A 20,972-nucleotide genomic window follows, 5' to 3' on the forward strand; every position below is an offset into this window, starting at 1 on the left:
CGCCCGCATGGCGCTGGCCGTCACCGGCTCGGGCGGGCTGGCGATGATCGCCGGAATGCTGATCCTGGGCAACATCGCCGGGTCGTATGATCTGAGCGTGATTCTGCAGAACAAGGAGGTCATCCAGTCCTCGCCGTATTACCTGCCGGCGCTGATCCTGATACTGCTGGGCTGCTTCACCAAGTCCGCGCAGTTCCCGTTCCATTTCTGGCTGCCCCACGCCATGGCCGCCCCGACGCCGGTTTCGGCCTATCTGCACTCGGCCACGATGGTGAAGGCGGGCCTGTTCCTGATGGCGCGGATGTGGCCGGTTCTCTCGGGCACCCCGGAATGGTTCTACATCGTTGCGACCACCGGCCTGGTGACCATGGTGATCGGAGCGGTCATCGCCCTGTTCAAGGACGATCTCAAGGCGCTTCTGGCCTTTTCCACGGTGTCGCATCTGGGCCTGATCACCATGCTGCTTGGGTTCGGAACCGAAATCGCCGCGGTCGTCGCCATTTTCCACATCATCAACCACGCCACGTTCAAGGCCGCGCTGTTCATGACCGCGGGCATCGTCGATCACGAGGCCCATACGCGTGACATCAAAAGGCTGGGCGGGCTGCGGCACCTGATGCCGATCACCTTCACCATCGCCACCATCGCGGCGCTGTCCATGGCCGGTCTGCCGCCGCTCAACGGGTTTCTCAGCAAGGAGATGATGCTGGAAGAAACCGTTCACACGGTCTGGTACCAGTCGCACTACCTGGTACCGGGCCTGGCCCTGATCGGCGCGCTGTTCTCGGCGGCCTATTCGTTCCGCTTCATCGCGCATGTCTTTCTTGGGCCCGTGCGCGACGATTATCCGACCACGCCGCACGATCCCGGCCCGGGGATGTGGCTGGCGCCCGCCTTTCTGGTGGTGCTGGTCGTGGCCATCGGCCTGTTTTCCAAGGCCATTGTCGGACCCTTGGTGGCGATTGCCTCGCAGGCGGTGATCGGCAGCGCGGACCTGCCCTATTACTCCCTGAAAATCTGGCATGGCTTCACCCCGGCGCTCTACATGAGCATCGTCGCAGTCGCGGGCGGGCTGGTCCTGTTGCGGTTCTACACACCGGCCGAGAGGTTCTGGAACGCGCTGCCGCGGCCCGAAGCCAAGACGATCTTCGACGCGGTCGTTCACGCTCTGACCGTCGCAAGCCGCTGGATCACCGACGGCCTGCACAACGGTGTGCTCAGCCGCTACGCCATCCTGTTCGTCGCCTTCACGCTCGGGTTGGGCTACTACGCCTATTCCAGCGGCAGCATCGGCGCACCGACCCGTGTGCCGCTGCCGGCACCGCTCATCCCGATCATTGGCTGGATCTGCCTCGTCGCCGCGACGATGGCCATCATGTACTTCCACCGCAACCGCCTGCTGGCGCTGGTCCTGATCGGCGTCGTCGGGCTGATCGTTTCGATGGCGTTCAACTATCTCTCGGCGCCCGATCTGGCCCTGACCCAGATCTCGGTCGAGGTGGTCACGATGATCCTGCTGTTGCTGTCGCTCAACTTCATGCCCACCGTGACCCCGTGGGACAGCACCGCGCAAAGACGCTGGCGTGACGCGGCCATATCGGTCGTGGCCGGCATCGGAACCGGCGCCCTGCTCTATGCGATGCTGCTGCGGGATTTCGCGTTTCCGACCATTTCGGATTTCCACCTGACCAACTCCTACACGGGCGGCGGCGGCACCAATGTGGTCAACGTCATCCTGGTGGACTTCAGGGGCTTCGATACCTTCGGCGAGATCATCGTTCTGGGCATCGCCGCGCTGGTCATCTTTGCCCTGACCGAATCGGTTCTCGCCACCAAAGTCCGTGCCTATCTGCTGAACCGCAAGCCGCACTGGCCGCAATCCGGCGATTCGCATCCGCTGATGATGGTCGTCGTCACCCGCGTGATGATGCCGATCGCGCTGATGGTCGGCGCCTACATCTTCTTCCGTGGCCACAACCAGCCGGGCGGCGGGTTCATCTCGGGGCTGATCGTCGCCATCGCGTTCCTCATGCAATACATGGCAAGCGGTTTCACCTGGGCGGCCGAACGCCAGCGGTTCTACTATCACGCCACCATCGGCTGGGGCGTGCTGATCGCCGCCGCGACCGGGCTGGGCGCGTGGTTCAACGAGATGCCGTTCCTCACCAGCGACTATGGCTATATCCACCTGCCGCCGCTGGAAGAGTTCGAATGGGCCACCGCCATGCTGTTCGACATCGGCGTGTTCCTGGCCGTCCTCGGCGCGGTCATGCTGGCGCTCGAAAGCCTGTCGCGCTTTGCCTGGCAACCCGGCATCGCACAGAAATACCCTATGGATATCAACCCTCTGCGCGACTATCTCGCAGAAACCGAGGGTTCGTCAGACAGGAAGGAGGCGTAAGATGGAGGCCCTTGTCGCATCCGCAGTCGGCGTCATGACCGCCGCAGGGATCTTTCTGATCCTGCGCCGCCGGACCTTTCCCCTGATCCTCGGATTGTCGCTGCTGACCTATGCCGTGAACGTGTTTCTCTTCGCCTCCGGCCGGCTGGCGGTGAATACGCCGCCGGTCCTGAACAAGTATGAGGAGGTGGCCTATACCGACCCGCTGCCGCAGGCGTTGGTGCTGACGGCCATCGTGATCTCGTTCGGGATGACGGCGGTGATCGTGATCATCTCGCTGGGCGCCTATCTGTCATCCCGGGACGATCACATCGACATGACCGCCCGGGACAGCGTGGACGACGCGGGGGACGAAGCATGAACCACTGGATCGTCGCCCCGATCGTCCTTCCGGCGATCCTGGCTCCGTTCATCATTATGGTCCTGCGCTATCACCTGGACCTGCAGCGCATCTTCTCAGTGGCCGGCACCGTCGGTCTGCTCGGGATCGCGCTGACGCTGACGGCGCAGGCGTCGAGCGGCGAAGTCCAGGTCTACGCGCTCGGCAACTGGCCCGCCCCGTTCGGCATCGTGATGGTGCTGGACCGGATGTCATCGCTCATGGTTCTGCTGACCGCCGTTCTGGCGTTGCCGGTGCTGCTTTACGCCATCGGTTCGGGCTGGGACGAACGGGGACGGCATTTCCACCCCCTGTTCCAGTTCCAGCTGATGGGCGTCTGCGGCGCGTTTCTGACCGGCGACGCCTTCAACCTGTTCGTCTTTTTCGAGGTGCTGCTCATCGCCTCCTACGGGCTGATGATTCATGGCGGCGGATCGGTGCGCCTGAAGGCGGGGGTCCAATACGTCGCCTACAATCTGCTGGGCTCGACCCTGTTCCTGTTCGCCCTCGGCACGCTCTACGGGGTGACGGGCACGCTCAACATGGCGGACCTGGCGGTGCGGGTCGCGGACCTTCCGGCCGAGGACACCGCCCTGCTGCGGGTCGGCGCGGTGCTGCTTTTGCTGGTGTTCTGCGTCAAGGCTGCGGTGCTGCCGCTGCATTTCTGGCTGCCGGCCAGCTACGCCAACGCTCCGCTGCCGGTCGCGGCGCTGTTCGCGATCATGACCAAGGTCGGCGCCTATTCGATCCTGAGGGTCTATACCCTGATCTTCGGACCGGATGTCGCCATCACCAGCGGACTGGTGGGCGACTGGCTGCTGCCTGCGGCCCTGCTGACGCTCGCGGTCGGAACGATCGGCATACTCGGCGCGCAGCACATCGCGCGGCTTGCGGCCTTTGCGGCCATCGCCTCGATGGGCACGCTGCTGATCGCGGTGTCGCTGTTCAACGAGCAGGCGGCGGCGGCGGCCCTGTACTATACGGTGCATTCGACCTTCGCCACGGCGCTGCTGTTTCTCGTCGCCGATCTTGTGATGGAGCGCCAGGGCGGCGCGATCGAGGCCAAACCGCCCATGCCACAATCCGGTCTGATCGCCGCGCTGTTCTTCGTCGGAGCGATCGCGGCGGCGGGAATGCCGCCGCTTTCGGGCTTCGTCGGCAAGATCCTCGTCCTGGACGCCGCCCGTGACGCCACCGACTTTGGCCTGATCTGGGCGGTGATCCTGATCAGTTCCTTCGTCACCATCGTCGGCCTGGCCCGCGCGGGTTCGCTGATCTTCTGGAAAAGCCACGCCGCCGAGAACATGCCCGCCGCACCGCCAGCCGACGACCCCGAGGCCGCCGAGAACGCTGCGCCGCCCGCGCCGGAACCGTCCACGGGCCTGGCATTCGTCGCCGTCTTCGGCGTCGTGACCGGCCTCGTGGCGCTGACGCTCTTCGCCGGGCCGGCTCTGGAGTATACTTCCGCCACGGCCGCACAACTGTTTGCTCCGCAAGCCTATATCGACGCCGTTCTGAAAGGAGGTCAGGGATGAAACTGCTGCGCCGGGTCTTTCCCCACCCGCATCTGACGGTGCTGCTGACCTTCGTCTGGGTGCTCCTGGCGAACAAGCCCTCGCTCAACTCGCTGCTCTTCGGTCTGCTGCTCGGGATCGTGATCCCGTTCATCACCCAGCCCTACTGGCCGGACCGGCCCAAGCTGCGCAACTGGCCGAAGGTCGCCGAATACATCCTGGTGGTCCTGTGGGACATCGTGATGGCCAATATTGCGGTGGCCCGCATCATCCTGTTCAAACGCGACGCCGACCGGCAACCCAACTGGATCTGCGTCCCGCTCGAACTGCGCACGCCCGAGGCGATCACGGTTCTTGCCGGCACCATCACCATGACCCCCGGCACGGTCAGCTGCGATCTGTCGGCGCAGGGGCACAACCTGCTGGTGCACTGCCTCGACACCCCCGATCCGGACGCCGTGCGGGACCAGATCAAGACCCGCTATGAACGCCGCCTGAAGGAGATTTTCGAATGATCACCTATGCTCTCTACTTCGCGTTCGCCTGTTTCGGCGCGGCGGTCATCATGTGCCTCTGGCGGATCATCTCGGCCGAAGGCGTGGGCACCCGCGTTCTGGCGCTGGACACGATGGTGATCAACACCATCGCCCTCTTGGTGCTCTACGGACTGGCCCTGGGCACCGAGATCTTCTTCGAGGCGGCGATGATCATCGCCATGCTCGGCTTCGTCTCGACCGTGGCCTACGCGCGGTTCATGCTGCGCGGCAACATCATCGAGTGAGGCGGCCATGGAATTCCTGTTCGAACTTCTGATCGCCTTCTTCCTGATCGTGTCGGGCATCTTCGGCTTTGTCGGCTCTTTCGGAATGATCAAGCTGAAAGACCCGATGTCCCGGCTGCACGCACCGACCAAGGCGACGACACTGGGCGTGGGCGGCGTGCTGCTGGCCTCGATCTGCCACTCGCTGCTGATCGAGCGGAACCTGTCGCTGCACGAACTGCTGATCACGCTGTTTCTGTTCCTGACGGCGCCGATCACGGCCCTGTTCATCGCCAAGTGGCACATCCACCGCCACGAACGCCCCGAGGATCTGCCGGATCCCGGTGAGGATGGCGTCTGGGCCACCCACGCGGTCGCGCAGGACGAAGAGGTGCCGGACCACACGGCAAACTGAACCCGATGCGCGCAGCCCCCCTGCCCCTGACCCGCGACCTCGTTCTGATCGGCGGCGGTCACACCCATGCGCTGGTGCTTCGCAAGTGGGGCATGACCCCCTTGCCCGGCGCGCGGGTGACGGTGATCAATCCCGGACCGACGGCGCCTTATTCGGGGATGCTGCCCGGTTTCGTGGCCGGCCACTATGAACGGTGGGAACTGGACATCGATCTGGTCCGCCTCGCCCGCTTCGCCGGGGCGCGGGTGGTTCTGGGCCAGGTGGACGGGATCGACCTGGATCGTCGCGAAATCCGGGTTCCCGAGCGTCCGCCCATCGGATTCGACGTGGCATCCGTCAATGTCGGCATCACGTCCGACATGCCCGACCTGCCCGGCTTTGCCGATCATGCCGTGCCCGCGAAACCGCTGGGCCGCTTTGCCGCGCGGTGGGCGGCCTATCTGAACCGGACCGGCCCCGCCTCGGTTGCGGTGATCGGCGGCGGCGTGGCCGGTGCGGAACTGGCGATGGCCATGGCCCATGCCCTGCGGCAGCGGGGCCGAGCGGCGCAGGTCTGCCTGATCGATGCCGCCGCCGCGCTGTCGGCGACCGGGGCCGGGGCCGAGACGGCCATCCGGCGGGCCATGACGGAACTCGGCATCGAGGTGGTCGAGAACGCCCGGATCGTGCAGGTTGGGTCGGATCATCTTGCCCTGTCCGACGGAAGCCGGATCGCGGCGGATTTCGTGACCGGCGCGGCCGGCGCCAGGCCCTATGACTGGATTGCGGCCACCGGACTCGCGCTGGAGGACGGGTTCATCAAGGTCGACGAACATCTGAGATCCAGCGATCCCGCCGTCTTCGCAGTCGGAGACTGCGCCCACCTGAGCCACGATCCCCGCCCCAAGGCCGGCGTCTACGCCGTGCGCGAAGCGCCGGTCCTGTTCGACAATCTGCGCGCCGCCCTCGGTGCAGGACGCATGCGGCGCTACGCTCCGCAAAAGGACTATCTGAAGCTCATTTCGCTCGGCGCGAAATCCGCCGTGGCCGAACGGTTCGGCATGTCCTTCAGCGGACCTCTGATGTGGCGCTGGAAGGACCATATCGACCGGAAATTCATGAACCGGTTCCGCGACTTGCCACACATGACGCCGCCCGCGCTGCCTCGTCAGCACGCGGACGGGCTGCACGAGGCTTTGGCGGACAAGCCGATGTGCGGCGGCTGCGGCGCCAAGATCGGACGCGGCGCGCTGCGCGCTGCGCTGGCGGACCTGCCTGCCGCGGGCCGCAGCGACATCGCGCCTCTTCCCGGCGACGATGCCGCGCTCTTGATGACCGGTGGCGCGCGGCAGGTCATCACCTCGGACCATCTGCGCGCCGTCACAGACGATCCCGTGCTGATGACCCGCATCGCCGCCGTGCACGCGCTGGGCGACATCTGGGCGATGGGCGCGCGGCCGCAGGCCGCGACGGCAACCCTGATCCTGCCCCGCATGTCGCCCCGGTTGCAGCGCCGCACCATGGCCGAGATCATGGAGACCGCGACCCTGGTGATGCGCGAGGCCGGCGCCGAGATCGTCGGCGGCCACAGTTCCATGGGCGACGAGTTGACCATAGGTTTCACGGTCACAGGCCTGTGCGACCGGGATCCGATCACCCTGTCCGGCGGCCGGCCCGGTGACGCGCTGATCCTGACCAAGCCGCTGGGCAGCGGCGTTCTCATGGCCGCCGAGATGGCCGGCGCGGCCGAGGGGCAATGGGTGGCGGCCGCCCACGAAGCCATGACCCAACCGCAGGATGCGGCCGCCCGCCTGCTGGCGTCGGCCCACGCCATGACCGACGTGACGGGGTTCGGGCTTGCAGGGCACCTGCTGGGCCTGTGCGAGGCTTCGGACTGCGGCGCGGCCCTCGACCTTGACGCGATCCCGGTCCTGGACGGCGCGCTGGAGCTTGCCGCGCAAGGCGTGCGATCCACGCTCTTTGCCGACAACCGGAGCCTCGCGCCGGATCTGCCCGAAGGCGGCCGGGCCGATCTGCTTTTCGATCCGCAGACCGCGGGCGGCTTGCTGGCCGCCGTACCACCGGTCGAGGCCGGCGAACTGACCCGCGCCTTGCGGGACGCGGGCTATGCCGCCGCGGTCGTCGGATACCTCACCGAGACGCCCGGTCTGCGCCTTCAGAGCTGAGACACGATGCGTTCAAGCCGCGCAGCCGCCGCGTCAAGACCGGCATCGTCGAGCGAGGCAGCATCGACCCGGGCGATCGGTCCCGCTCGGCGCGTCTTGCGGGATTTCGTGTAGGCCGGGTCATAGTGCTGCTCCATCAGCGCCCGTGTCAGGCCCGGCTTGTCACCCGCTTCGATCAGATCGAACCAGGCGTCCACGGCGTCGTGCCCCCGATGGTAGCGCAGAGGATCGAGCCGCGCGCGCAACCGGTCGCGATCCGACAGGATGTCTTCATAGGCCCGGACGAGGTAGTTCACCCGCGCCGCGATCGGCGCCGACACCTCGACCCGCGGCGCGGCGTGCAGGGCGGCCCACAGGCTGGGGGGCAGGATGCGCGCGCCGATCTTCGAGGACTCGGCCTCGATCACGACCGGGCGCGAAGGATCGAGCGCACAAAAGGCCCTGGCCAGCGCGGATTCAAAGGCTTTTTGGCTCGGCTGCCCGCCCGGTTGCTCGCCCAGCAGCGAACCGCGATGATTGGCCAGCCCTTCCAGATCCACCACCTGCACACCGCGATCCCCGAGCCGTGACAGAAGCTCGGTCTTGGCGGTGCCGGTATAGCCGTCCAGCGCGATCAGCCGGTGCGGAAGGGGGTCGTCATAGAGGTATCGATTCACCAGCCGCCGATAGCTTCGGTAGCCGCCGTCGATCACCTCGGCCCGCCACCCGATCTGCTGCAGCATCCAGGTGAACGCGCCGGACCGCTGCCCACCGCGCCAGCAATAGACCAACGGCCGCCAGCCGCCCTCATGGTGGCTGAGGTGCCGCTCGATGTGGTTGGCGGCATTGCGAAAGACCAGCGCCGCGCCCAGCTTTCGGGCCAGAAACGGGCTTTGCTGCACATAGATCGTGCCGACGCGGGCGCGCTCGTCGTTGTCCAGGACCGGCAGGTTGATGGCGCCGGGCAGATGGTCTTCGGCATATTCCGCCGGGCTGCGCACGTCGATCACGGTGTCGAAACCGTGGTCGTAGAGATCGGGCAATGTGTCGGGTTTCAGCGCCATGCCGCCGGTCTATCCCGACCGAAGGGCAAGGAAAAGAGCGCGATGGCAGCGTCCTACTGCGCGGCCTCTTCGATGGGTTCGATCAGTCCGGGGCCGCTGGCCCGATTGGAATTCACCGCGACGTCGACCCGGTGGTAATCCAGAACATCCTCGGCGCCGGGGTGCATCAGGCGGGCCGCGCCCTTGCCGCTTTCGCCCAGCCATAGCGGCCAATCCCCGGTCTCAAGGATCAGCGGCATCCGGTGGTGGATGGCGCCGAGGTGCCGGTTTGCCGCCGTCGTCACGATGGCGCAGGTACTTTGGCGCGCGTCTTCGGGGCCCCAGTCCTGCCAGATCCCGGCAAAGGCGAGGGGCGCGCCGTCGCGGCGGTGGATGTACCAGGGCAGGCGTTTGCCGTCCTCGGTCTTGGTCCATTCGTAGAACCCGGTGGCCGGAATCAGGCAGCGGCGCGAGCGGCAGGCGGCGCGGAAGGCCGGTTTCTCGGCGACGGTTTCGGCGCGGGCATTGATCAGCAGGGGGCCGGAATTGTCCGTTTTGTACCAGTGCGGAAGGAAGCCCCATCTCATTTGTACAAGCCGCCGGCCGGTCTCATCGGCGCGGATGACGTGAACCCGGTTGGTCGGGCAGACGTTGTAATTCGGAACCGGCGGCAAGTCGTTCGCCGGCCGGGCCGCGAACAGCTGGGCCATCGCATCGGTCGGTAGGGTTATCGCGAATCGTCCGCACATGTCACTCGGTCATGGTTGTCTCAGGCCGGGCGAGGAGACGCCGGCCGCGATCCGGGTCGCCGTTGCAATATGGCGACCCGAAACCGATCTCCAAACGCACCCGGAGCGCAAAGGTCCGACTACTGCTGGATGATGCGCCCGTCGACATAGGGTTGATAGGGCGCGTTCTTGGCGAGGTATTCTGCGGTCACATCCGCAAGGTCGGGGCCGAAGTCATAGGCGTTCTTGTCGTCGCCCGAAAAGACGTCATACCCGTCGCCGCCGTTGCGCACGTAGTTGTTGGTCACCACCAGATAGGTCGCGGCAGGGTCGATGGGCTCGAACCCGTCGGCACCGGCCACCATGACCTCGACGATGCGCCCTTCGTTCGGGGCGACCGAAGGATCCCATTTGAACTTGAGGCCGGCGACCTGCGGGAAGCGGCCCTTGACCTCTTCGACCTGGCTCACGCCGTTTTCCAGCGCGTCGATGATTCCCTGCCCGCTGATCTCGAAGGTCGAGAGCGTGTTCTGGAACGGCAGGACGGTCAGCACCTCACCCATGGTCACGTCGCCGGGATCGATCGAGGCGCGCAGGCCGCCCGAGTTCATGATCGCGACGGTCACGCCCTGGTCGGCCACGCGGTCGAGCATGGCATCGGCCACCAGGTTGCCCATCTCGCATTCCTGCACCCGGCAGACCGAGCGTTCGCCCTGGATCGCGGCGGCCGTGCTGGCCACGACCTTGTTGCGGATTTCGTCGAGCGGCTGCGCCAGTTCGTCGATCCGGGCGACCGTGGCTTCGTCTTCGGCAACGGCGGCGTCCATGATCAGCGGTTCGCCGACCGCCTCGACGACAGTGCCGGAATCGTCGAAGGTGACGTTCAGCTCACCCAGGAACTTGCCATAGGCATAGGCCTGAACGATCTGCACGCCGTTGATCACGGTCGGATAAGGGCCGGCCGCCCGTTCCGAGACGTTCGACAGAAGCGTATTGGAATGCCCGCCCACGATCACATCGACACCGGTGGTCTCGGACGCGATGCGCTTGTCCACGGCATAGCCGGAATGGCTGAGTACGACGATCTTGTTGATGCCCTCGGCGGTCAGCCGGTCCACTTCGGACTGAACCGCCGGCACCGGGTCGGTGAAGGTGATGTTGGGACCGGGCGACGCGATTTCGTGGGTGTCGATGGGGGTCAGGCCGATCAGCCCGATCTTTTCCCCGCCCACCTCGATCACGGCCGATTTCTGCAGTTTGTCTTTGAGCAGCTCCTCGGCGCTGAAATTGGCGTTGGACATCAGGACCGGGAACTCCACCGCGTCCATGAATCCGCGCAGCACCTCGGGGCCGTCGTCGAATTCGTGGTTGCCCACGGTCATCGCGTCATAGCCGAGCTTGTTCATCATCTCGGCCGCGACCTTGCCCTTGTAGTAGGTGTAGAACAGCGAGCCCTGGAACTGGTCGCCGCCATCGACGAGGATCGAGTTTTCAGCCCGTGCCCGGGCCTCGGTGATCGCGGTGACAAGACGCGCGGTGCCGCCGAAACACTTGCCTTCGGCATCGTCCTCGGCATCGCAGGCGCTGTCGAACCTGTTGATCGGTTCGAACCGGGAATGAAAATCGTTGGTGTGCAGGATGGTCAGCTTGTACTCGGCCGCCGCGATCCCGGCGGACAGGCCCAGCAGGGCGACCGAAGTCAGAAAACGGGTCAGCATGAAGGAAACTCCCTATTGTTTGTTTTGGGTATGATGGTGCGCCGGTCGATGGTCGGAGTCAAAGAGTCTGTTCGGCCGACGTGGGGGAAATGCCGCTTGATTCCGCCCGGGCCACGGGGCATCAGGGCAATATGCTGATCTACAAGATTTTCCGGGCCGAGGAATGGGCCGCCTTGCAGGCGCAGGGCGAGACGCCGGGAGCACCGGTGGACGTGGCCGACGGGTATGTGCATTTCTCGACCGCAGAGCAGGCGCCCGAGACCGCGGCCAGGCATTTTGCCGGGGCCGAGGGGCTGATCCTGCTGGCCTGCGACGCCGAGGCGATGGGCGGCGATCTGAAATGGGAAGTGTCGCGCGGCGGCGCGCGGTTCCCGCATCTCTACCGCAACATCCGGCTGGCGGATGTGGTCTGGTCCAGGCCGCTGGAGCTGAGGGATGGGCGGCATGTGTTCCCCGAGGAGATGGCATGACCGAATTTGTCGATCCCGACCGCGCGCAGTTCGAGGCCTTCAAGGCACTGGACCGGGACCATCCGATCGAGATGCTGAACCTGGTGAAGTTCCGCGAACGGGCGCTGTACCCGGCGGGGCACGCGCTGGCCGAGGCGGGCCTGAGCGGGGCCGAGGCGTATCGGCGCTATGGGGCCGAGACCGCGCCGATCATCGCCCGGCTGGGCGCCGCGATCGTCTGGCGCGGCGCGTTCCAGACCGTTCTGATCGGGCCGGAGGACGAGGCGTGGGACGAGGTGTTCGTGGCCCGCTATCCCACCGCCCATGCGTTTCTGGAGATGGTCACGGACCCGGATTACCGGCAGGCGGTGGTGCACCGGCAGGCGGCGGTGGCGACCTCGCGCCTGATCCGCTGTGCCCCGGCCGCGGGCGGAGCGAGCTTCGGATGAGGGCGATCGAACGGCTCGGGCTGGCCGCGCTGCACCGGATGGACCCTGAAACCGCGCATGGCCTGTCGATCCGGGCGCTGAAGCTGGGGCTGACGCCGACCCCCGGCCCGATCACCTCGGACCGGCTGCGCACCCGGGTGGCGGGGCTGGACCTGCCCAACCCGGTCGGTCTTGCCGCCGGCTTCGACAAGAACGGCGAGGCGCTGGGGCCGCTGGCGCGCGCCGGGTTCGGCTTTGTCGAGGTGGGGGCGGTGACGCCGCGCCCGCAGCCGGGCAATCCGAAACCGCGCCTGTTCCGCCTGAGCGAGGATCGCGCGGCGATCAACCGGTTCGGGTTCAACAATGCGGGCATGGAGGCGATGGCCCGGCGTCTGGCCGAGCGCCCCGGGGACGCGGTGATCGGCCTGAACCTGGGCGCCAACAAGGACAGCACGGACCGGCCCGGCGATTTCGCCAGGGTTCTGGCGCATTGCGGCGCGCATCTGGATTTCGCGACGGTGAACGTCTCGTCGCCCAACACCGAAAAGCTGCGCGACCTGCAGGGCAAGGCGGCCTTGCGCGCCCTGCTGGCCGGGGTGATCGAGACGCGCGATGCGCTGCCGCGCCCCGTGCCCGTGTTTCTCAAGATCGCGCCGGATCTGAGCGAGGCCGAACTGGGCGACATCGCCGAGGTGGCGCGCGAAAGCGGCGTGGACGGGGTGATCGCCACCAACACTACGCTGTCGCGGGAGGGTCTGAAAAGCGCCCACCGGGCCGAGGCGGGCGGTCTGTCCGGCGCGCCGCTGTTCGAGGCATCGACGCGGGTGCTGGCGCGGCTGAGCCGGTTGACCGAAGGCACCCTGCCGCTGATCGGGGTCGGCGGCGTCGGCAGCGCCGAACAGGCCTATGCCAAGATCTGCGCGGGCGCCTCGGCGGTGCAGTTCTATACCGCGATGGTCTATGGCGGCCTGTCGCTGGCCGCCGAGATCCCGCGGGGGCTGGACGCGCTGCTGGCGCGCGACGGGTTCGCCAACGTGGCCGAGGCTGTCGGCAGCAAGAGAGAGGACTGGCTGTGATCGAATACTGGCACAATCCGCGCTGTTCCAAATCGCGCGCCGGGCTGGCGCTGCTGGAGGCGCGCGGGGCGGACGTGACCGTGCGCAGATACCTCGAGGACGCGCCCGGTCTGGCCGAGCTGGAAGCGGCGCGCGCGGCGCTGGGGGAACCGGCCATCGCGATGATGCGGCCGGGCGAAAAGCTGTTCCGGGAGCTCGGGCTGTCCAGGACCGATCCGGACTCGGTGCTGCTGGAGGCCATGGCCAACCACCCGATCCTGATCGAGCGCCCGCTGGCGATGCGCGACGGCAGGGCCGTGATCGGCCGCCCGCCTGAGGCGGTGCTGGACCTGCTCTAGCCGACCGCCACAGGGGCGGTGTACGCAATTCTGCCGCGTCTTTGCAGGTGCCGTGGGGTTTCGAGCCGACGTTTCATGTGAATATCCAGAACAGGCTGCCTTGGCTGAGGATCGACGACGATCTTCCAAAGTACGACGGCAGGTTGCTTGATGCACCGAGTGACCCGAGCGATCGTTCGGCATGACCCGGGAGCGATGGATGGCGACCGGGATCGCCGCGCTGGCGGGCCGCGCTGATCGTTGATGTCGGCCCCGGCGCCATCCGGCGGATCCCCAAGCCACCGGGGCGCATTTGCCGTCCGGTTGTGGTATGTGTTGCCCATACCCGCGGATGCGGAACACCAGGGAAAGGCCGGCGTTTTGGACAAGATCGAACTTCGCGACCCCGATGCGCTGGTCGGCGGTGCCTGGCTGGAGCGGCATCTGAACGATCCTGATCTGAGGATCTTCGACTGCTCGACGGTTCTGGACTTCGAGACCGGAGGCGATCGGCCCTATCGGGTGGTCAGTTGCCGGGGCGAGCATGACGCCGGTCACGTTCCGGGCGCCGGATATCTGGAATTGCAGCGCGATTTCTCGAACCCCGACAGCCCCCATGCGATGACGCTGGCGGACCCGCGGACGGTTGCGTCGGCCTTTGCGCGCAACGGCGTGAACGCGGACTCGCGGGTTGTCCTGTACAGCCGGCGGAGCATGTCCTGGGCAGCGCGGTTCTGGTGGATGCTGCGCTGGCTGGGTTTCGACCGGGCGGCAATTCTGGACGGCGGGTTCGAGGCATGGCAGCGGGATGGCCGGCCCATCTCGACCGAGCCGTGCAGTTATCCGCCCGGCGATCTTCCGGCCGATGTCCGGGCCGGTCTTTTCGTGGGCCGGGCCGAGGTTCTGGCCGCGCTGGAAGATCCGGGCATCTGCCTGATGAACGCGCTGGGGCCGGACCTGTTTTCCGGCGAGAACGCGCGCTACGGGCGGCCCGGCCGGATTCCGGGCAGCGTGAGCGTTCCCAAGGTGGCGCTGGTCGATCCCGAGACCGGGTGTTTCAAGCCGCCCGAGGTGATCGCCGACATCATTGGCCAAGCCAAGGCCGATGGAGCCGAACGGTTCATCACCTATTGCGGCGGCGGCATCTTTGCGAGCGTGGATGCGTTCTGGCTGCATCAGCTCGGGTATGACGACGTGGCCGTCTACGACAACTCGATGAGCGAATGGGCGGCGGACGAAAGCCTGCCGATCGAGCGCGATTGAAGCGGCGGATCGTGCAGCACCGGCTCAGGCCACCCTGGCCTCAAGCCTCGGGTAGCGCAGACCCAGGGTCAGGCCGCGGGTGATGTTGAGCACCATCAGCGCGGCCCACAGGCCGTGGTTGCCGAAGGCCGGGACCAGCAGGAACAGCGCAACCACGTAGACCGCCACCGACTGGATCATCGCGATGCGCATCTCGCGGGTCCAGGTGGCGCCGATATAGATGCCGTCGAACATCCAGCTGGCCACGCCCAGAACCGGTGCGATGGCGGCCCAGATCAGGTATTCGCGCCCGGCCGCACGCACCTCGGGCGAGGTGGTCATGATGTCGATGATCAGCGGACCGGCGAGATAGAAGATCAGGCCCAGCGCCAGCGCGCCGCCCACCCCCCATTGCGAGGCGACGATCGAGGCGCGGCGGACCTGGTGCCGGTCCCTGGCGCCGACCGCCCCGCCCACCAGCGCCTCGGCGGAAAAGGCGAAGCCGTCGAGCGCGAAGGCGGTGATTTCCAGGAATTGCAGCAAGACCTGATTGGCGGCGAGGTTCACGTCGCCCAGGTCGGCGCCGACGAACAGGAAGGTGGTGAACGCCCCGGTCAGCAGGACCGAGCGCACCATGATGTCGGCATTGACCTGAAGCATCCGGCGCAGGCGGGCGGCGTCGAAGATCCGGGTCCAGTCGTGCCATTGATCGCCGGCGAACGCCTCGCGGCAGAGCCACAGGCCCAGCGCAAGACCGGTCCATTCGGCGATCAGGGTTGCGGTCGCGACCCCTTCGACGCCCCAGCCCAGCCCGAGAACGAACCACAGGTCGAGCACGATGTTGAGCCCGTTCATCCAGATCTGCAGGACAAAGACGCCGCGGGTCTTTTCGATGGCGATCAGCCAGCCGGTGACGGCATAGAGCGCGATGGTCGCCGGCGCGCCCCAGATGCGGATTTCCAGATAGGCGCGGGCCAGCGCCTCGACCTCGGCGCTGGCGGGGGCCAGCGCGAAGGCCCCCCAGAACACCGCCGACTGCGCGAGGATGAAGGCCAGGCCCGCCGCAAAGGCCAGCAGCAGGCCGCGCATCAGCAGCGCGCCGGTTTCGGCCATGTCGCCCGCGCCGCGCGCCTGCGCGGCCAGGCCGGTGGTGCCCATACGCAGGAAGCCGAACACCCAATAGATCGCGGCGAGGATCACCGCGCCGATGCCGACCGCGCCGATCGGCGCCGCCTGCCCCATCTGCCCCACCACGCCGGTATCCACCGCGCCGAGGATCGGGACGGTCGCATTGGACAGCACGATGGGCAGGGCGATTTTCAGCACCCGTCGATGTGTGATGGGTGCCGAGGCGTCCTGCATGTCGCGTCAGGCTTTCGCGGCGCGCGGCTGCGGCATCAGGAAATGGCCGGTGGCCTGCGCAAAGAGCTTGGCGTGATTGTCCTGCCAGGCTTCGACCCGGACCGAGGCGTAGCGGCGGCCCGAACGGCTGATGAAGGCGCGCGCATAGGCATCGCGCGGCAGGCCCGAGCGCAGGTAATCGACGGTGAAGTCGATGGTCTTGGGAAAGCGCATGTTCTCGTCGGTCAGGATGTCTTCGGGGTCCAGTTCGCCACTTTCGATCGTGGGGAACAGGTGCGACCAGCTGAGCGTGATGATGGCGGTCACTTCCAGAAAGGCCGCCGTCACGCCGCCGTGGATCGCCGGCAGGAACGGGTTGCCGATGAGCTTTTCGTCGAAGTTCAGCACCCCGGTCAGTTCGTCGCCGCGGCGGTCGAAGCTGATGTCGAGAAAGCGGATGTAGGGCACGCCTTCGACCAGCGCCTTGAGCGCGGCATCGCGGCGCTGCTTGACCACCTGCATCGGTTCGGGACGGGGACGGGCCATCTCAGCGTTCCTCCACGGTGAAGGCGCCCGAGGCGGTGGCGACGGGCCGGTCCTGGTCGTCGTCGGTCGCGGTGGCGCGGACAAAGGCGACGTTGCGGGTGATGTGATAGCAGGTCGCCCGCGTGGTGATGCGCTGGCCCGGCGTCGCGGCGCGCATGTAGTCGATGCGCAGGTCGATGGTGGCGGTGCCGCCGGGGGCCGAGGGGTGGCTCATCACCGCCGCGCCGCAGCAGGTGTCGAGCATGGCCGAAACCGCCCCGCCATGGATCACCCCGGTTCGGGGATCGCCGATCAGATCCGTGTTGTAGGGCATCGAAATCTCGGCTTCGCCCGCACCGATATACGTCAGTTCAAGGCCCAGCGCCTTGGCGTGGGGGATCGCCTCGATGAATTGGCGGGCGAGTTTTGTTTTATCGACCATAGGGTTGGGTTCCGTTCCTGTCTGGCCCCTTTATGGGCCGCGGCGGCAGGTGAGGGCAAGACCGCCTGTTGCGCTTGCCGGTCCGAGGCCATAGTTTGCGGGCGAGGAGAACTGGGATGTCCGACACGCGTTTGTCATTCAAGGAGATGTGCGCGGAATTCGACGTGACGCCGCGCACGCTGCGGTACTACGAGTATATCGAGCTGCTGCAACCCGACAGGGAGGGACGGTCGCGGTTCTACGGCCCGCGCGAACGCGCCCGCATGAAGCTGATTCTGCGGGGCCGCAAGTTCGGTTTCGCGCTCGAGGAGATCCGCCAGTGGCTGCTGATCTACGAGGACGAGGGCAACGAGGCGCAGATGGCCGCCTTTGTCGAAATGGCCGACCGCCAGATGGAGGAACTGCGCCAGCAGCGCGCGCAGCTGGACGAGGCGATGGACGAGCTGCGCCGCCTGCGCGACCAGACGGCCCGGAGCCTCGCCTGACCTTGCGCTGACGCGCGCTCACTTCGGCGTCAGGACGCAGGGTTCGCATTGATCCGGCAGGCCACGTGGCGCAATCTGGCGGCAGATTTCCGGAGACCTCGCCATGTATTATGCCCGCATTTCCCTGTTCCTCGCCGCCGCCCTTGCCGTTGCAGGATGCGATACCGGACCAAACGGATACGGCACCGCGCCGCCTGGCGTCTCGCAGGAGGAGTGGGATGCGCAGGTGGCCGCGCAACGCAGCGCGCGGCGCACCTTTTACCAGGGGCCGCGCGGCGGCGCGACCGGCCGCTAGGGTGCTGTCCGAGCGCGCAACCGGGCATGGCGCCCGATGCGATGCGGTTGACGCAAAGGTAATTTTCTTTCGCGAGATCCAAGGTGACGGATCTGATCTTACGTCACCGAAAAAGTGACGCAGCGTCCGGGTTACGTAAACGTCAATCACATGTTGTAAAACCCGCATCGGCTGCGCACCTCACGGCCAGAACGCCCGTGATGAGAGTTTGAGACATGAACGAAGAACTGATGACGATCCGCGAGATGTGCGACACTTATGGTGTCACGCCGCGCACGCTGCGGTTCTATGAGGCGAAGGAACTGTTGTTTCCGATCCGCGAAGGTCAGAAACGGCTGTTCACCAAGCGCGACCGCGCCCGCCTGAAACTGATTCTGCGCGGCAAGCGCTTCGGATTCAGCCTGGAGGAAATCCGCCAGCTGCTGGACCTGTACCACGCCGGCGACCAGCAACTGACCCAGTTGACCCGCACCTACGAGATCGCCTGCGAGCGGCTGGCCGACATGGAGATGCGCCGCGATGAGCTGACCCAGGCCATCGAAGACCTGAGGGAACAGCTGAAATGGGGCGAAAAGGTCATCGCCTCGATGAAAGAAGAAAAGAAGGCGGCCGAATGAGCCATTCGGCCCCTGCCCTTTGACAGAAAACGCAACTGGGAGTTTTCCATGCCCGTCTACAACGCCCCGACCAAGGACGCACAGTTCATCCTGCACGACGTTCTGAAAGTCTCGAAATCGGACATTCCCGGCTACAGCGAGCTGGAACCGGACTTCACCGGCGCGGTGCTGGAGGAAGCCGGAAAGCTGGCCACCAACGTGCTGCACCCGCTGAACGCGGTCGGCGACACCGAAGGCTGCCGGCTGGAAAACGGCGTCGTCTATACCCCGACCGGGTTCAAGGACGCGTTCGAGCAGATGAAGGAAGGCGGCTGGACCGGGCTCGACATGCCCGAGGAATATGGCGGCCAGAACATGCCCTATGTGCTGGGCACCGCCGTGGGCGAGATGTTCTCGGGCGCCAACCAGGCCTTCGTGATGTATCAGGGTCTGACCCACGGCGCGGCCTCGGCGATTCTGGCGCACGGGACCGACGCCCAGAAAGACACCTATCTGCCCAAGATGGTCAGCTGCGAATGGACCGGCACCATGAACCTGACCGAGCCGCATTGCGGCACCGATCTGGGCCTGATGCGCACCAAGGCCGAGCCGCAGGACGACGGCAGCTACAAGATCACCGGCCAGAAGATCTTCATCTCGTCCGGCGATCACGACATGGCCGACAACATCATCCACCTGGTGCTGGCCAAGATCCCCGGCGGCCCCGAAGGCATCAAGGGCGTGTCGCTGTTCATCGTGCCCAAGTTCCTGGTGAACGAAGACGGCAGCCTGGGCGCGCGCAACGGCGTTTCGGTCGGCAAGATCGAAGAAAAGATGGGCATCCACGGCAACTCGACCTGCGTGATGAACTATGACGGCGCCACCGGCTGGCTGCTGGGTCAGGAACACAAGGGCATGCGCGCCATGTTCACGATGATGAACGAGGCGCGGCTGGGTGTCGGCATGCAGGGGCTGTCTCAGGCCGAAGCCGCGTTCCAGAACGCTCTGGAATACGCCAAGGATCGTCTGCAGGGCCGCGACGTGACCGGGCCGAAGAACCCCGACGGCCCCGCCGACCCGCTGATCGTGCATCCCGACATCCGCCGCAACCTGATGGATCAGAAAAGCTTCACCGAGGGCGCGCGGGCCTTCATCCTGTGGGGCGCGACCCTGATCGACCAGGCGCACCGCGCCGGCGACAAGGACGCAGACGGGCTGATCTCGCTGCTGACGCCGGTGATCAAGGGCTTTCTGACCGATCAGGGCTATGACATGACGGTTCAGGCCCAGCAGGTCTATGGCGGCCACGGCTACATCGAGGAATGGGGCATGTCGCAATACACCCGCGACGCCCGCATCGCGATGATCTACGAAGGCGCCAACGGCGTGCAGGCGCTCGACCTGGTGGGCCGCAAGCTGGCGCAGGACGGCGGCAAGCACGTGATGGCCTTCTTCGAGATGGTCAAGAGCTTCTGCAAGGAGAATGCCGGCCAGGACGCGGCCTTCGACCGGGAGTTCATCGAACCGCTCAAGGCAGCCTCGAAGGATCTGCAGGCGGCGGGCATGTATTTCATGCAGGAAGGCATGAAGAACCCCAACAACGCGCTGGCGGGGTCGTACGACTTCATGCACATGTTCGGCCATGTCTGCCTCGGCCTGATGTGGGCGCGGATGGCCAGGGCCGCACAGGAGGCGCTGGACGGCGGCGCATCCGACACCGCATTCTACGAGACCAAGATCGCCACCGGGCGCTACTACATGGCGCGCCGCCTGCCGATGACCGCCACCCATCTCGCCCGCATCCAGACGGGCGCCGATACGGTGATGGCGCTGGAGGCGGCCAATTTCTGAGGGGCGCGGCGGGGCGCGCCCCGCCGACCTACCCGCAAAGGGATGGACATGCCGAAACCTTTCCGACCGACCCGCTGCTTGCCGACCGCGATGACCGAGAACGTCTGTTCCGGTCAAGCGGTGATGGGCGCGACCGAAGCGCCGACCGGTCCGCTCCATGGGTTCGTCGGCAGGACCGGCATGGACGCCCTCGCCCGCGGTCCGCATCCGATCAACCCCGAACCGGAGGCGTGCAAGTGGTGAAGACCACAAGCGCATTCACCTGTCCACGCGCCGGAGCGGCGGCAAGGTCGTGCCGCCTTCGGCGAGAGTATTTGTGGCAAGATGAAGCCCGGACAGGTCCACCCCGCCATCCGGCGCGCAACCTTGCGGCGGGACAGCGGGGCTTCACCTTGCGCGGTCATCGGCTCTCCAGCCTGTACCGCGGCGACGATCAGAACGCATGGATCTTAACAATTGCTGAACGGGTCCGTTCTTCATCTTGCCTGAAATACTCCACGGGGGTGCGGGGGTGTGAAACCCCCGCTGCGACGCCAATCACAGGGAGGCTATGGTGACCATTCAACTTCATTGTTTCGGAGAAAGCGGGAATTCCTACAAGGCGGCGCTGGCGCTGCAGCTTTCGGGCCTGGACTGGGAGCCGGTCTTTGTCGATTTCTTCGGCGGCGAGACCCGTACGCCTGAATACCGCGCCAACGTCAACGAGATGGGCGAGGCGCCGGTTCTGGTCGACGGCGATTTCCGCACCAGCCAGTCGGGCGCGATCCAGGCCTATGTGACCGAGAAATCCGGCAAGTTCGGCGGCAAGACCCGCGAAGAGAAC

At 66.1% G+C, this 20,972-nt stretch carries 24 protein-coding genes; 18 read left to right on the plus strand and 6 right to left on the minus strand.

Translation table 11 applies throughout. The features are described 5' to 3' along the window. From AC2FNJ_RS18755 to selD, 7 genes are all read left to right on the plus strand, one after another. Positions 1 to 2,401: monovalent cation/H+ antiporter subunit A (locus tag AC2FNJ_RS18755; RefSeq protein ID WP_496766430.1), on the plus strand; the 2,401-nt coding region annotated here is incomplete at its 5' end. Between the two features lies 1 nt (position 2,402). Further along, positions 2,403 to 2,762: a Na+/H+ antiporter subunit C gene (locus AC2FNJ_RS18760; RefSeq protein ID WP_496766432.1), complete on the plus strand. Its 360-nt coding sequence runs from the start codon at positions 2,403 to 2,405 to the stop codon at positions 2,760 to 2,762. Next, complete coding sequence (locus AC2FNJ_RS18765; protein ID WP_496766434.1) at positions 2,759 to 4,315, plus strand: monovalent cation/H+ antiporter subunit D; 1,557 nt, start codon at positions 2,759 to 2,761, stop codon at positions 4,313 to 4,315. Before AC2FNJ_RS18760 ends, AC2FNJ_RS18765 begins: the two co-directional genes overlap by 4 nt. Continuing rightward, entirely contained in the window at positions 4,312 to 4,809 is a 498-nt protein-coding gene (locus AC2FNJ_RS18770) for a Na+/H+ antiporter subunit E (RefSeq protein WP_496766436.1), read from the plus strand. The genes AC2FNJ_RS18765 and AC2FNJ_RS18770 overlap by 4 nt, the downstream gene beginning before the upstream one ends. Further along, positions 4,806 to 5,075 carry a K+/H+ antiporter subunit F gene (locus AC2FNJ_RS18775; protein ID WP_496766438.1) on the plus strand — a complete coding sequence of 90 codons (270 nt, stop codon included), beginning with the start codon at positions 4,806 to 4,808 and terminating at the stop codon, positions 5,073 to 5,075. Before AC2FNJ_RS18770 ends, AC2FNJ_RS18775 begins: the two co-directional genes overlap by 4 nt. 7 nt (positions 5,076 to 5,082) lie before the next feature. Beyond that, complete coding sequence (locus AC2FNJ_RS18780) at positions 5,083 to 5,469, plus strand: Na+/H+ antiporter subunit G (protein ID WP_496766440.1); 387 nt, start codon at positions 5,083 to 5,085, stop codon at positions 5,467 to 5,469. Positions 5,470 to 5,474: 5 nt separating this feature from the next. Next, positions 5,475 to 7,634 (plus strand): selenide, water dikinase SelD, encoded by a 2,160-nt coding sequence (gene selD, locus AC2FNJ_RS18785; protein WP_496766442.1) that lies wholly within the window; start codon positions 5,475 to 5,477, stop codon positions 7,632 to 7,634. Here selD and mnmH read toward each other — a convergent pair. From mnmH to AC2FNJ_RS18800, 3 genes are all read right to left on the minus strand, one after another. Beyond that, a complete protein-coding gene (gene mnmH / locus AC2FNJ_RS18790) occupies positions 7,625 to 8,677 on the minus strand; it encodes a tRNA 2-selenouridine(34) synthase MnmH (RefSeq protein WP_496766444.1) in 1,053 nt (350 codons plus the stop codon). The genes selD and mnmH overlap by 10 nt on opposite strands. Positions 8,678 to 8,730: 53 nt before the next feature. After that, complete coding sequence (locus AC2FNJ_RS18795) at positions 8,731 to 9,405, minus strand: SOS response-associated peptidase (protein WP_496766446.1); 675 nt, start codon at positions 9,403 to 9,405, stop codon at positions 8,731 to 8,733. A gap of 119 nt (positions 9,406 to 9,524) precedes the next feature. Further along, the gene (locus AC2FNJ_RS18800; protein ID WP_496766448.1) at positions 9,525 to 11,102 is read right to left on the minus strand and encodes a bifunctional metallophosphatase/5'-nucleotidase; all 1,578 of its coding nucleotides are present in this window, start codon (positions 11,100 to 11,102) and stop codon (positions 9,525 to 9,527) included. 131 nt (positions 11,103 to 11,233) lie between these two features. Here AC2FNJ_RS18800 and AC2FNJ_RS18805 point away from each other — a divergent pair, with 131 nt between their 5' ends. The 5 genes from AC2FNJ_RS18805 (at position 11,234) to AC2FNJ_RS18825 (ending at position 14,635) form a co-directional block, all read left to right on the plus strand. Beyond that, positions 11,234 to 11,572, plus strand: a complete 339-nt coding sequence (locus AC2FNJ_RS18805) for a DUF952 domain-containing protein (RefSeq protein ID WP_496766476.1) — start codon at positions 11,234 to 11,236, stop codon at positions 11,570 to 11,572. Next, complete coding sequence (locus AC2FNJ_RS18810; RefSeq protein WP_496766450.1) at positions 11,569 to 12,000, plus strand: DUF1330 domain-containing protein; 432 nt, start codon at positions 11,569 to 11,571, stop codon at positions 11,998 to 12,000. The genes AC2FNJ_RS18805 and AC2FNJ_RS18810 overlap by 4 nt, the downstream gene beginning before the upstream one ends. Continuing rightward, positions 11,997 to 13,055 (plus strand): quinone-dependent dihydroorotate dehydrogenase, encoded by a 1,059-nt coding sequence (locus AC2FNJ_RS18815; protein ID WP_496766452.1) that lies wholly within the window; start codon positions 11,997 to 11,999, stop codon positions 13,053 to 13,055. The genes AC2FNJ_RS18810 and AC2FNJ_RS18815 overlap by 4 nt, the downstream gene beginning before the upstream one ends. Then, positions 13,052 to 13,393, plus strand: coding sequence for an arsenate reductase (glutaredoxin) (gene arsC / locus AC2FNJ_RS18820; protein ID WP_496766454.1), 342 nt, complete (start codon positions 13,052 to 13,054; stop codon positions 13,391 to 13,393). The genes AC2FNJ_RS18815 and arsC overlap by 4 nt, the downstream gene beginning before the upstream one ends. Before the next feature lie 360 nt (positions 13,394 to 13,753). Continuing rightward, the gene (locus AC2FNJ_RS18825; RefSeq protein ID WP_496766456.1) at positions 13,754 to 14,635 is read left to right on the plus strand and encodes a sulfurtransferase; all 882 of its coding nucleotides are present in this window, start codon (positions 13,754 to 13,756) and stop codon (positions 14,633 to 14,635) included. Between the two features lie 24 nt (positions 14,636 to 14,659). Here the strand turns inward: AC2FNJ_RS18825 and AC2FNJ_RS18830 are convergent, their stop codons facing one another. The 3 genes from AC2FNJ_RS18830 to AC2FNJ_RS18840 are packed head-to-tail and all read right to left on the minus strand — an operon-like array spanning position 14,660 to position 16,922. Then, positions 14,660 to 15,976: an MATE family efflux transporter gene (locus AC2FNJ_RS18830; RefSeq protein ID WP_496766458.1), complete on the minus strand. Its 1,317-nt coding sequence runs from the start codon at positions 15,974 to 15,976 to the stop codon at positions 14,660 to 14,662. Positions 15,977 to 15,982: 6 nt separating this feature from the next. After that, a complete protein-coding gene (locus tag AC2FNJ_RS18835) occupies positions 15,983 to 16,501 on the minus strand; it encodes a PaaI family thioesterase (protein WP_496766460.1) in 519 nt (172 codons plus the stop codon). A gap of 1 nt (position 16,502) precedes the next feature. After that, positions 16,503 to 16,922, minus strand: a complete 420-nt coding sequence (locus AC2FNJ_RS18840) for a PaaI family thioesterase (RefSeq protein ID WP_496766462.1) — start codon at positions 16,920 to 16,922, stop codon at positions 16,503 to 16,505. Positions 16,923 to 17,038: 116 nt separating this feature from the next. On the opposite strand from AC2FNJ_RS18840, the gene AC2FNJ_RS18845 reads away from it, so the two are divergent. From AC2FNJ_RS18845 to AC2FNJ_RS18870, 6 genes are all read left to right on the plus strand, one after another. Next, positions 17,039 to 17,407, plus strand: coding sequence for a MerR family transcriptional regulator (locus AC2FNJ_RS18845; protein WP_496766464.1), 369 nt, complete (start codon positions 17,039 to 17,041; stop codon positions 17,405 to 17,407). A gap of 103 nt (positions 17,408 to 17,510) precedes the next feature. Next, positions 17,511 to 17,702: a hypothetical protein gene (locus tag AC2FNJ_RS18850; protein ID WP_496766466.1), complete on the plus strand. Its 192-nt coding sequence runs from the start codon at positions 17,511 to 17,513 to the stop codon at positions 17,700 to 17,702. Between the two features lie 215 nt (positions 17,703 to 17,917). Further along, complete coding sequence (locus tag AC2FNJ_RS18855) at positions 17,918 to 18,319, plus strand: MerR family transcriptional regulator (protein WP_496766468.1); 402 nt, start codon at positions 17,918 to 17,920, stop codon at positions 18,317 to 18,319. A gap of 48 nt (positions 18,320 to 18,367) precedes the next feature. Beyond that, the gene (locus AC2FNJ_RS18860; protein WP_496766470.1) at positions 18,368 to 20,149 is read left to right on the plus strand and encodes an acyl-CoA dehydrogenase C-terminal domain-containing protein; all 1,782 of its coding nucleotides are present in this window, start codon (positions 18,368 to 18,370) and stop codon (positions 20,147 to 20,149) included. A 48-nt stretch (positions 20,150 to 20,197) separates the two neighbouring features. Next, the gene (locus AC2FNJ_RS18865) at positions 20,198 to 20,392 is read left to right on the plus strand and encodes a hypothetical protein (protein WP_496766472.1); all 195 of its coding nucleotides are present in this window, start codon (positions 20,198 to 20,200) and stop codon (positions 20,390 to 20,392) included. Positions 20,393 to 20,702: 310 nt separating this feature from the next. Further along, on the plus strand, positions 20,703 to 20,972 hold a 270-nt coding region (locus AC2FNJ_RS18870; protein WP_496766474.1), incomplete at its 3' end, for a glutathione S-transferase N-terminal domain-containing protein.

It is taken from the genome of Ruegeria sp. BHSB196, assembly GCF_059613135.1.

Coding starts and splice junctions, on each gene's coding strand:
- AC2FNJ_RS18760 (WP_496766432.1), top strand. CDS start 2,403: ATGGAGGCCCTTGTCGCATCCGCAGTCGGCGTCATGACCGCCGCAGGG.
- AC2FNJ_RS18765 (WP_496766434.1), top strand. CDS start 2,759: ATGAACCACTGGATCGTCGCCCCGATCGTCCTTCCGGCGATCCTGGCT.
- AC2FNJ_RS18770 (WP_496766436.1), top strand. CDS start 4,312: ATGAAACTGCTGCGCCGGGTCTTTCCCCACCCGCATCTGACGGTGCTG.
- AC2FNJ_RS18775 (WP_496766438.1), top strand. CDS start 4,806: ATGATCACCTATGCTCTCTACTTCGCGTTCGCCTGTTTCGGCGCGGCG.
- AC2FNJ_RS18780 (WP_496766440.1), top strand. CDS start 5,083: ATGGAATTCCTGTTCGAACTTCTGATCGCCTTCTTCCTGATCGTGTCG.
- selD (WP_496766442.1), top strand. CDS start 5,475: ATGCGCGCAGCCCCCCTGCCCCTGACCCGCGACCTCGTTCTGATCGGC.
- mnmH (WP_496766444.1), bottom strand. CDS start 8,677: ATGGCGCTGAAACCCGACACATTGCCCGATCTCTACGACCACGGTTTC.
- AC2FNJ_RS18795 (WP_496766446.1), bottom strand. CDS start 9,405: ATGTGCGGACGATTCGCGATAACCCTACCGACCGATGCGATGGCCCAG.
- AC2FNJ_RS18800 (WP_496766448.1), bottom strand. CDS start 11,102: ATGCTGACCCGTTTTCTGACTTCGGTCGCCCTGCTGGGCCTGTCCGCC.
- AC2FNJ_RS18805 (WP_496766476.1), top strand. CDS start 11,234: ATGCTGATCTACAAGATTTTCCGGGCCGAGGAATGGGCCGCCTTGCAG.
- AC2FNJ_RS18810 (WP_496766450.1), top strand. CDS start 11,569: ATGACCGAATTTGTCGATCCCGACCGCGCGCAGTTCGAGGCCTTCAAG.
- AC2FNJ_RS18815 (WP_496766452.1), top strand. CDS start 11,997: ATGAGGGCGATCGAACGGCTCGGGCTGGCCGCGCTGCACCGGATGGAC.
- AC2FNJ_RS18830 (WP_496766458.1), bottom strand. CDS start 15,976: ATGCAGGACGCCTCGGCACCCATCACACATCGACGGGTGCTGAAAATC.
- AC2FNJ_RS18835 (WP_496766460.1), bottom strand. CDS start 16,501: ATGGCCCGTCCCCGTCCCGAACCGATGCAGGTGGTCAAGCAGCGCCGC.
- AC2FNJ_RS18840 (WP_496766462.1), bottom strand. CDS start 16,922: ATGGTCGATAAAACAAAACTCGCCCGCCAATTCATCGAGGCGATCCCC.
- AC2FNJ_RS18845 (WP_496766464.1), top strand. CDS start 17,039: ATGTCCGACACGCGTTTGTCATTCAAGGAGATGTGCGCGGAATTCGAC.
- AC2FNJ_RS18850 (WP_496766466.1), top strand. CDS start 17,511: ATGTATTATGCCCGCATTTCCCTGTTCCTCGCCGCCGCCCTTGCCGTT.
- AC2FNJ_RS18855 (WP_496766468.1), top strand. CDS start 17,918: ATGAACGAAGAACTGATGACGATCCGCGAGATGTGCGACACTTATGGT.
- AC2FNJ_RS18860 (WP_496766470.1), top strand. CDS start 18,368: ATGCCCGTCTACAACGCCCCGACCAAGGACGCACAGTTCATCCTGCAC.
- AC2FNJ_RS18865 (WP_496766472.1), top strand. CDS start 20,198: ATGCCGAAACCTTTCCGACCGACCCGCTGCTTGCCGACCGCGATGACC.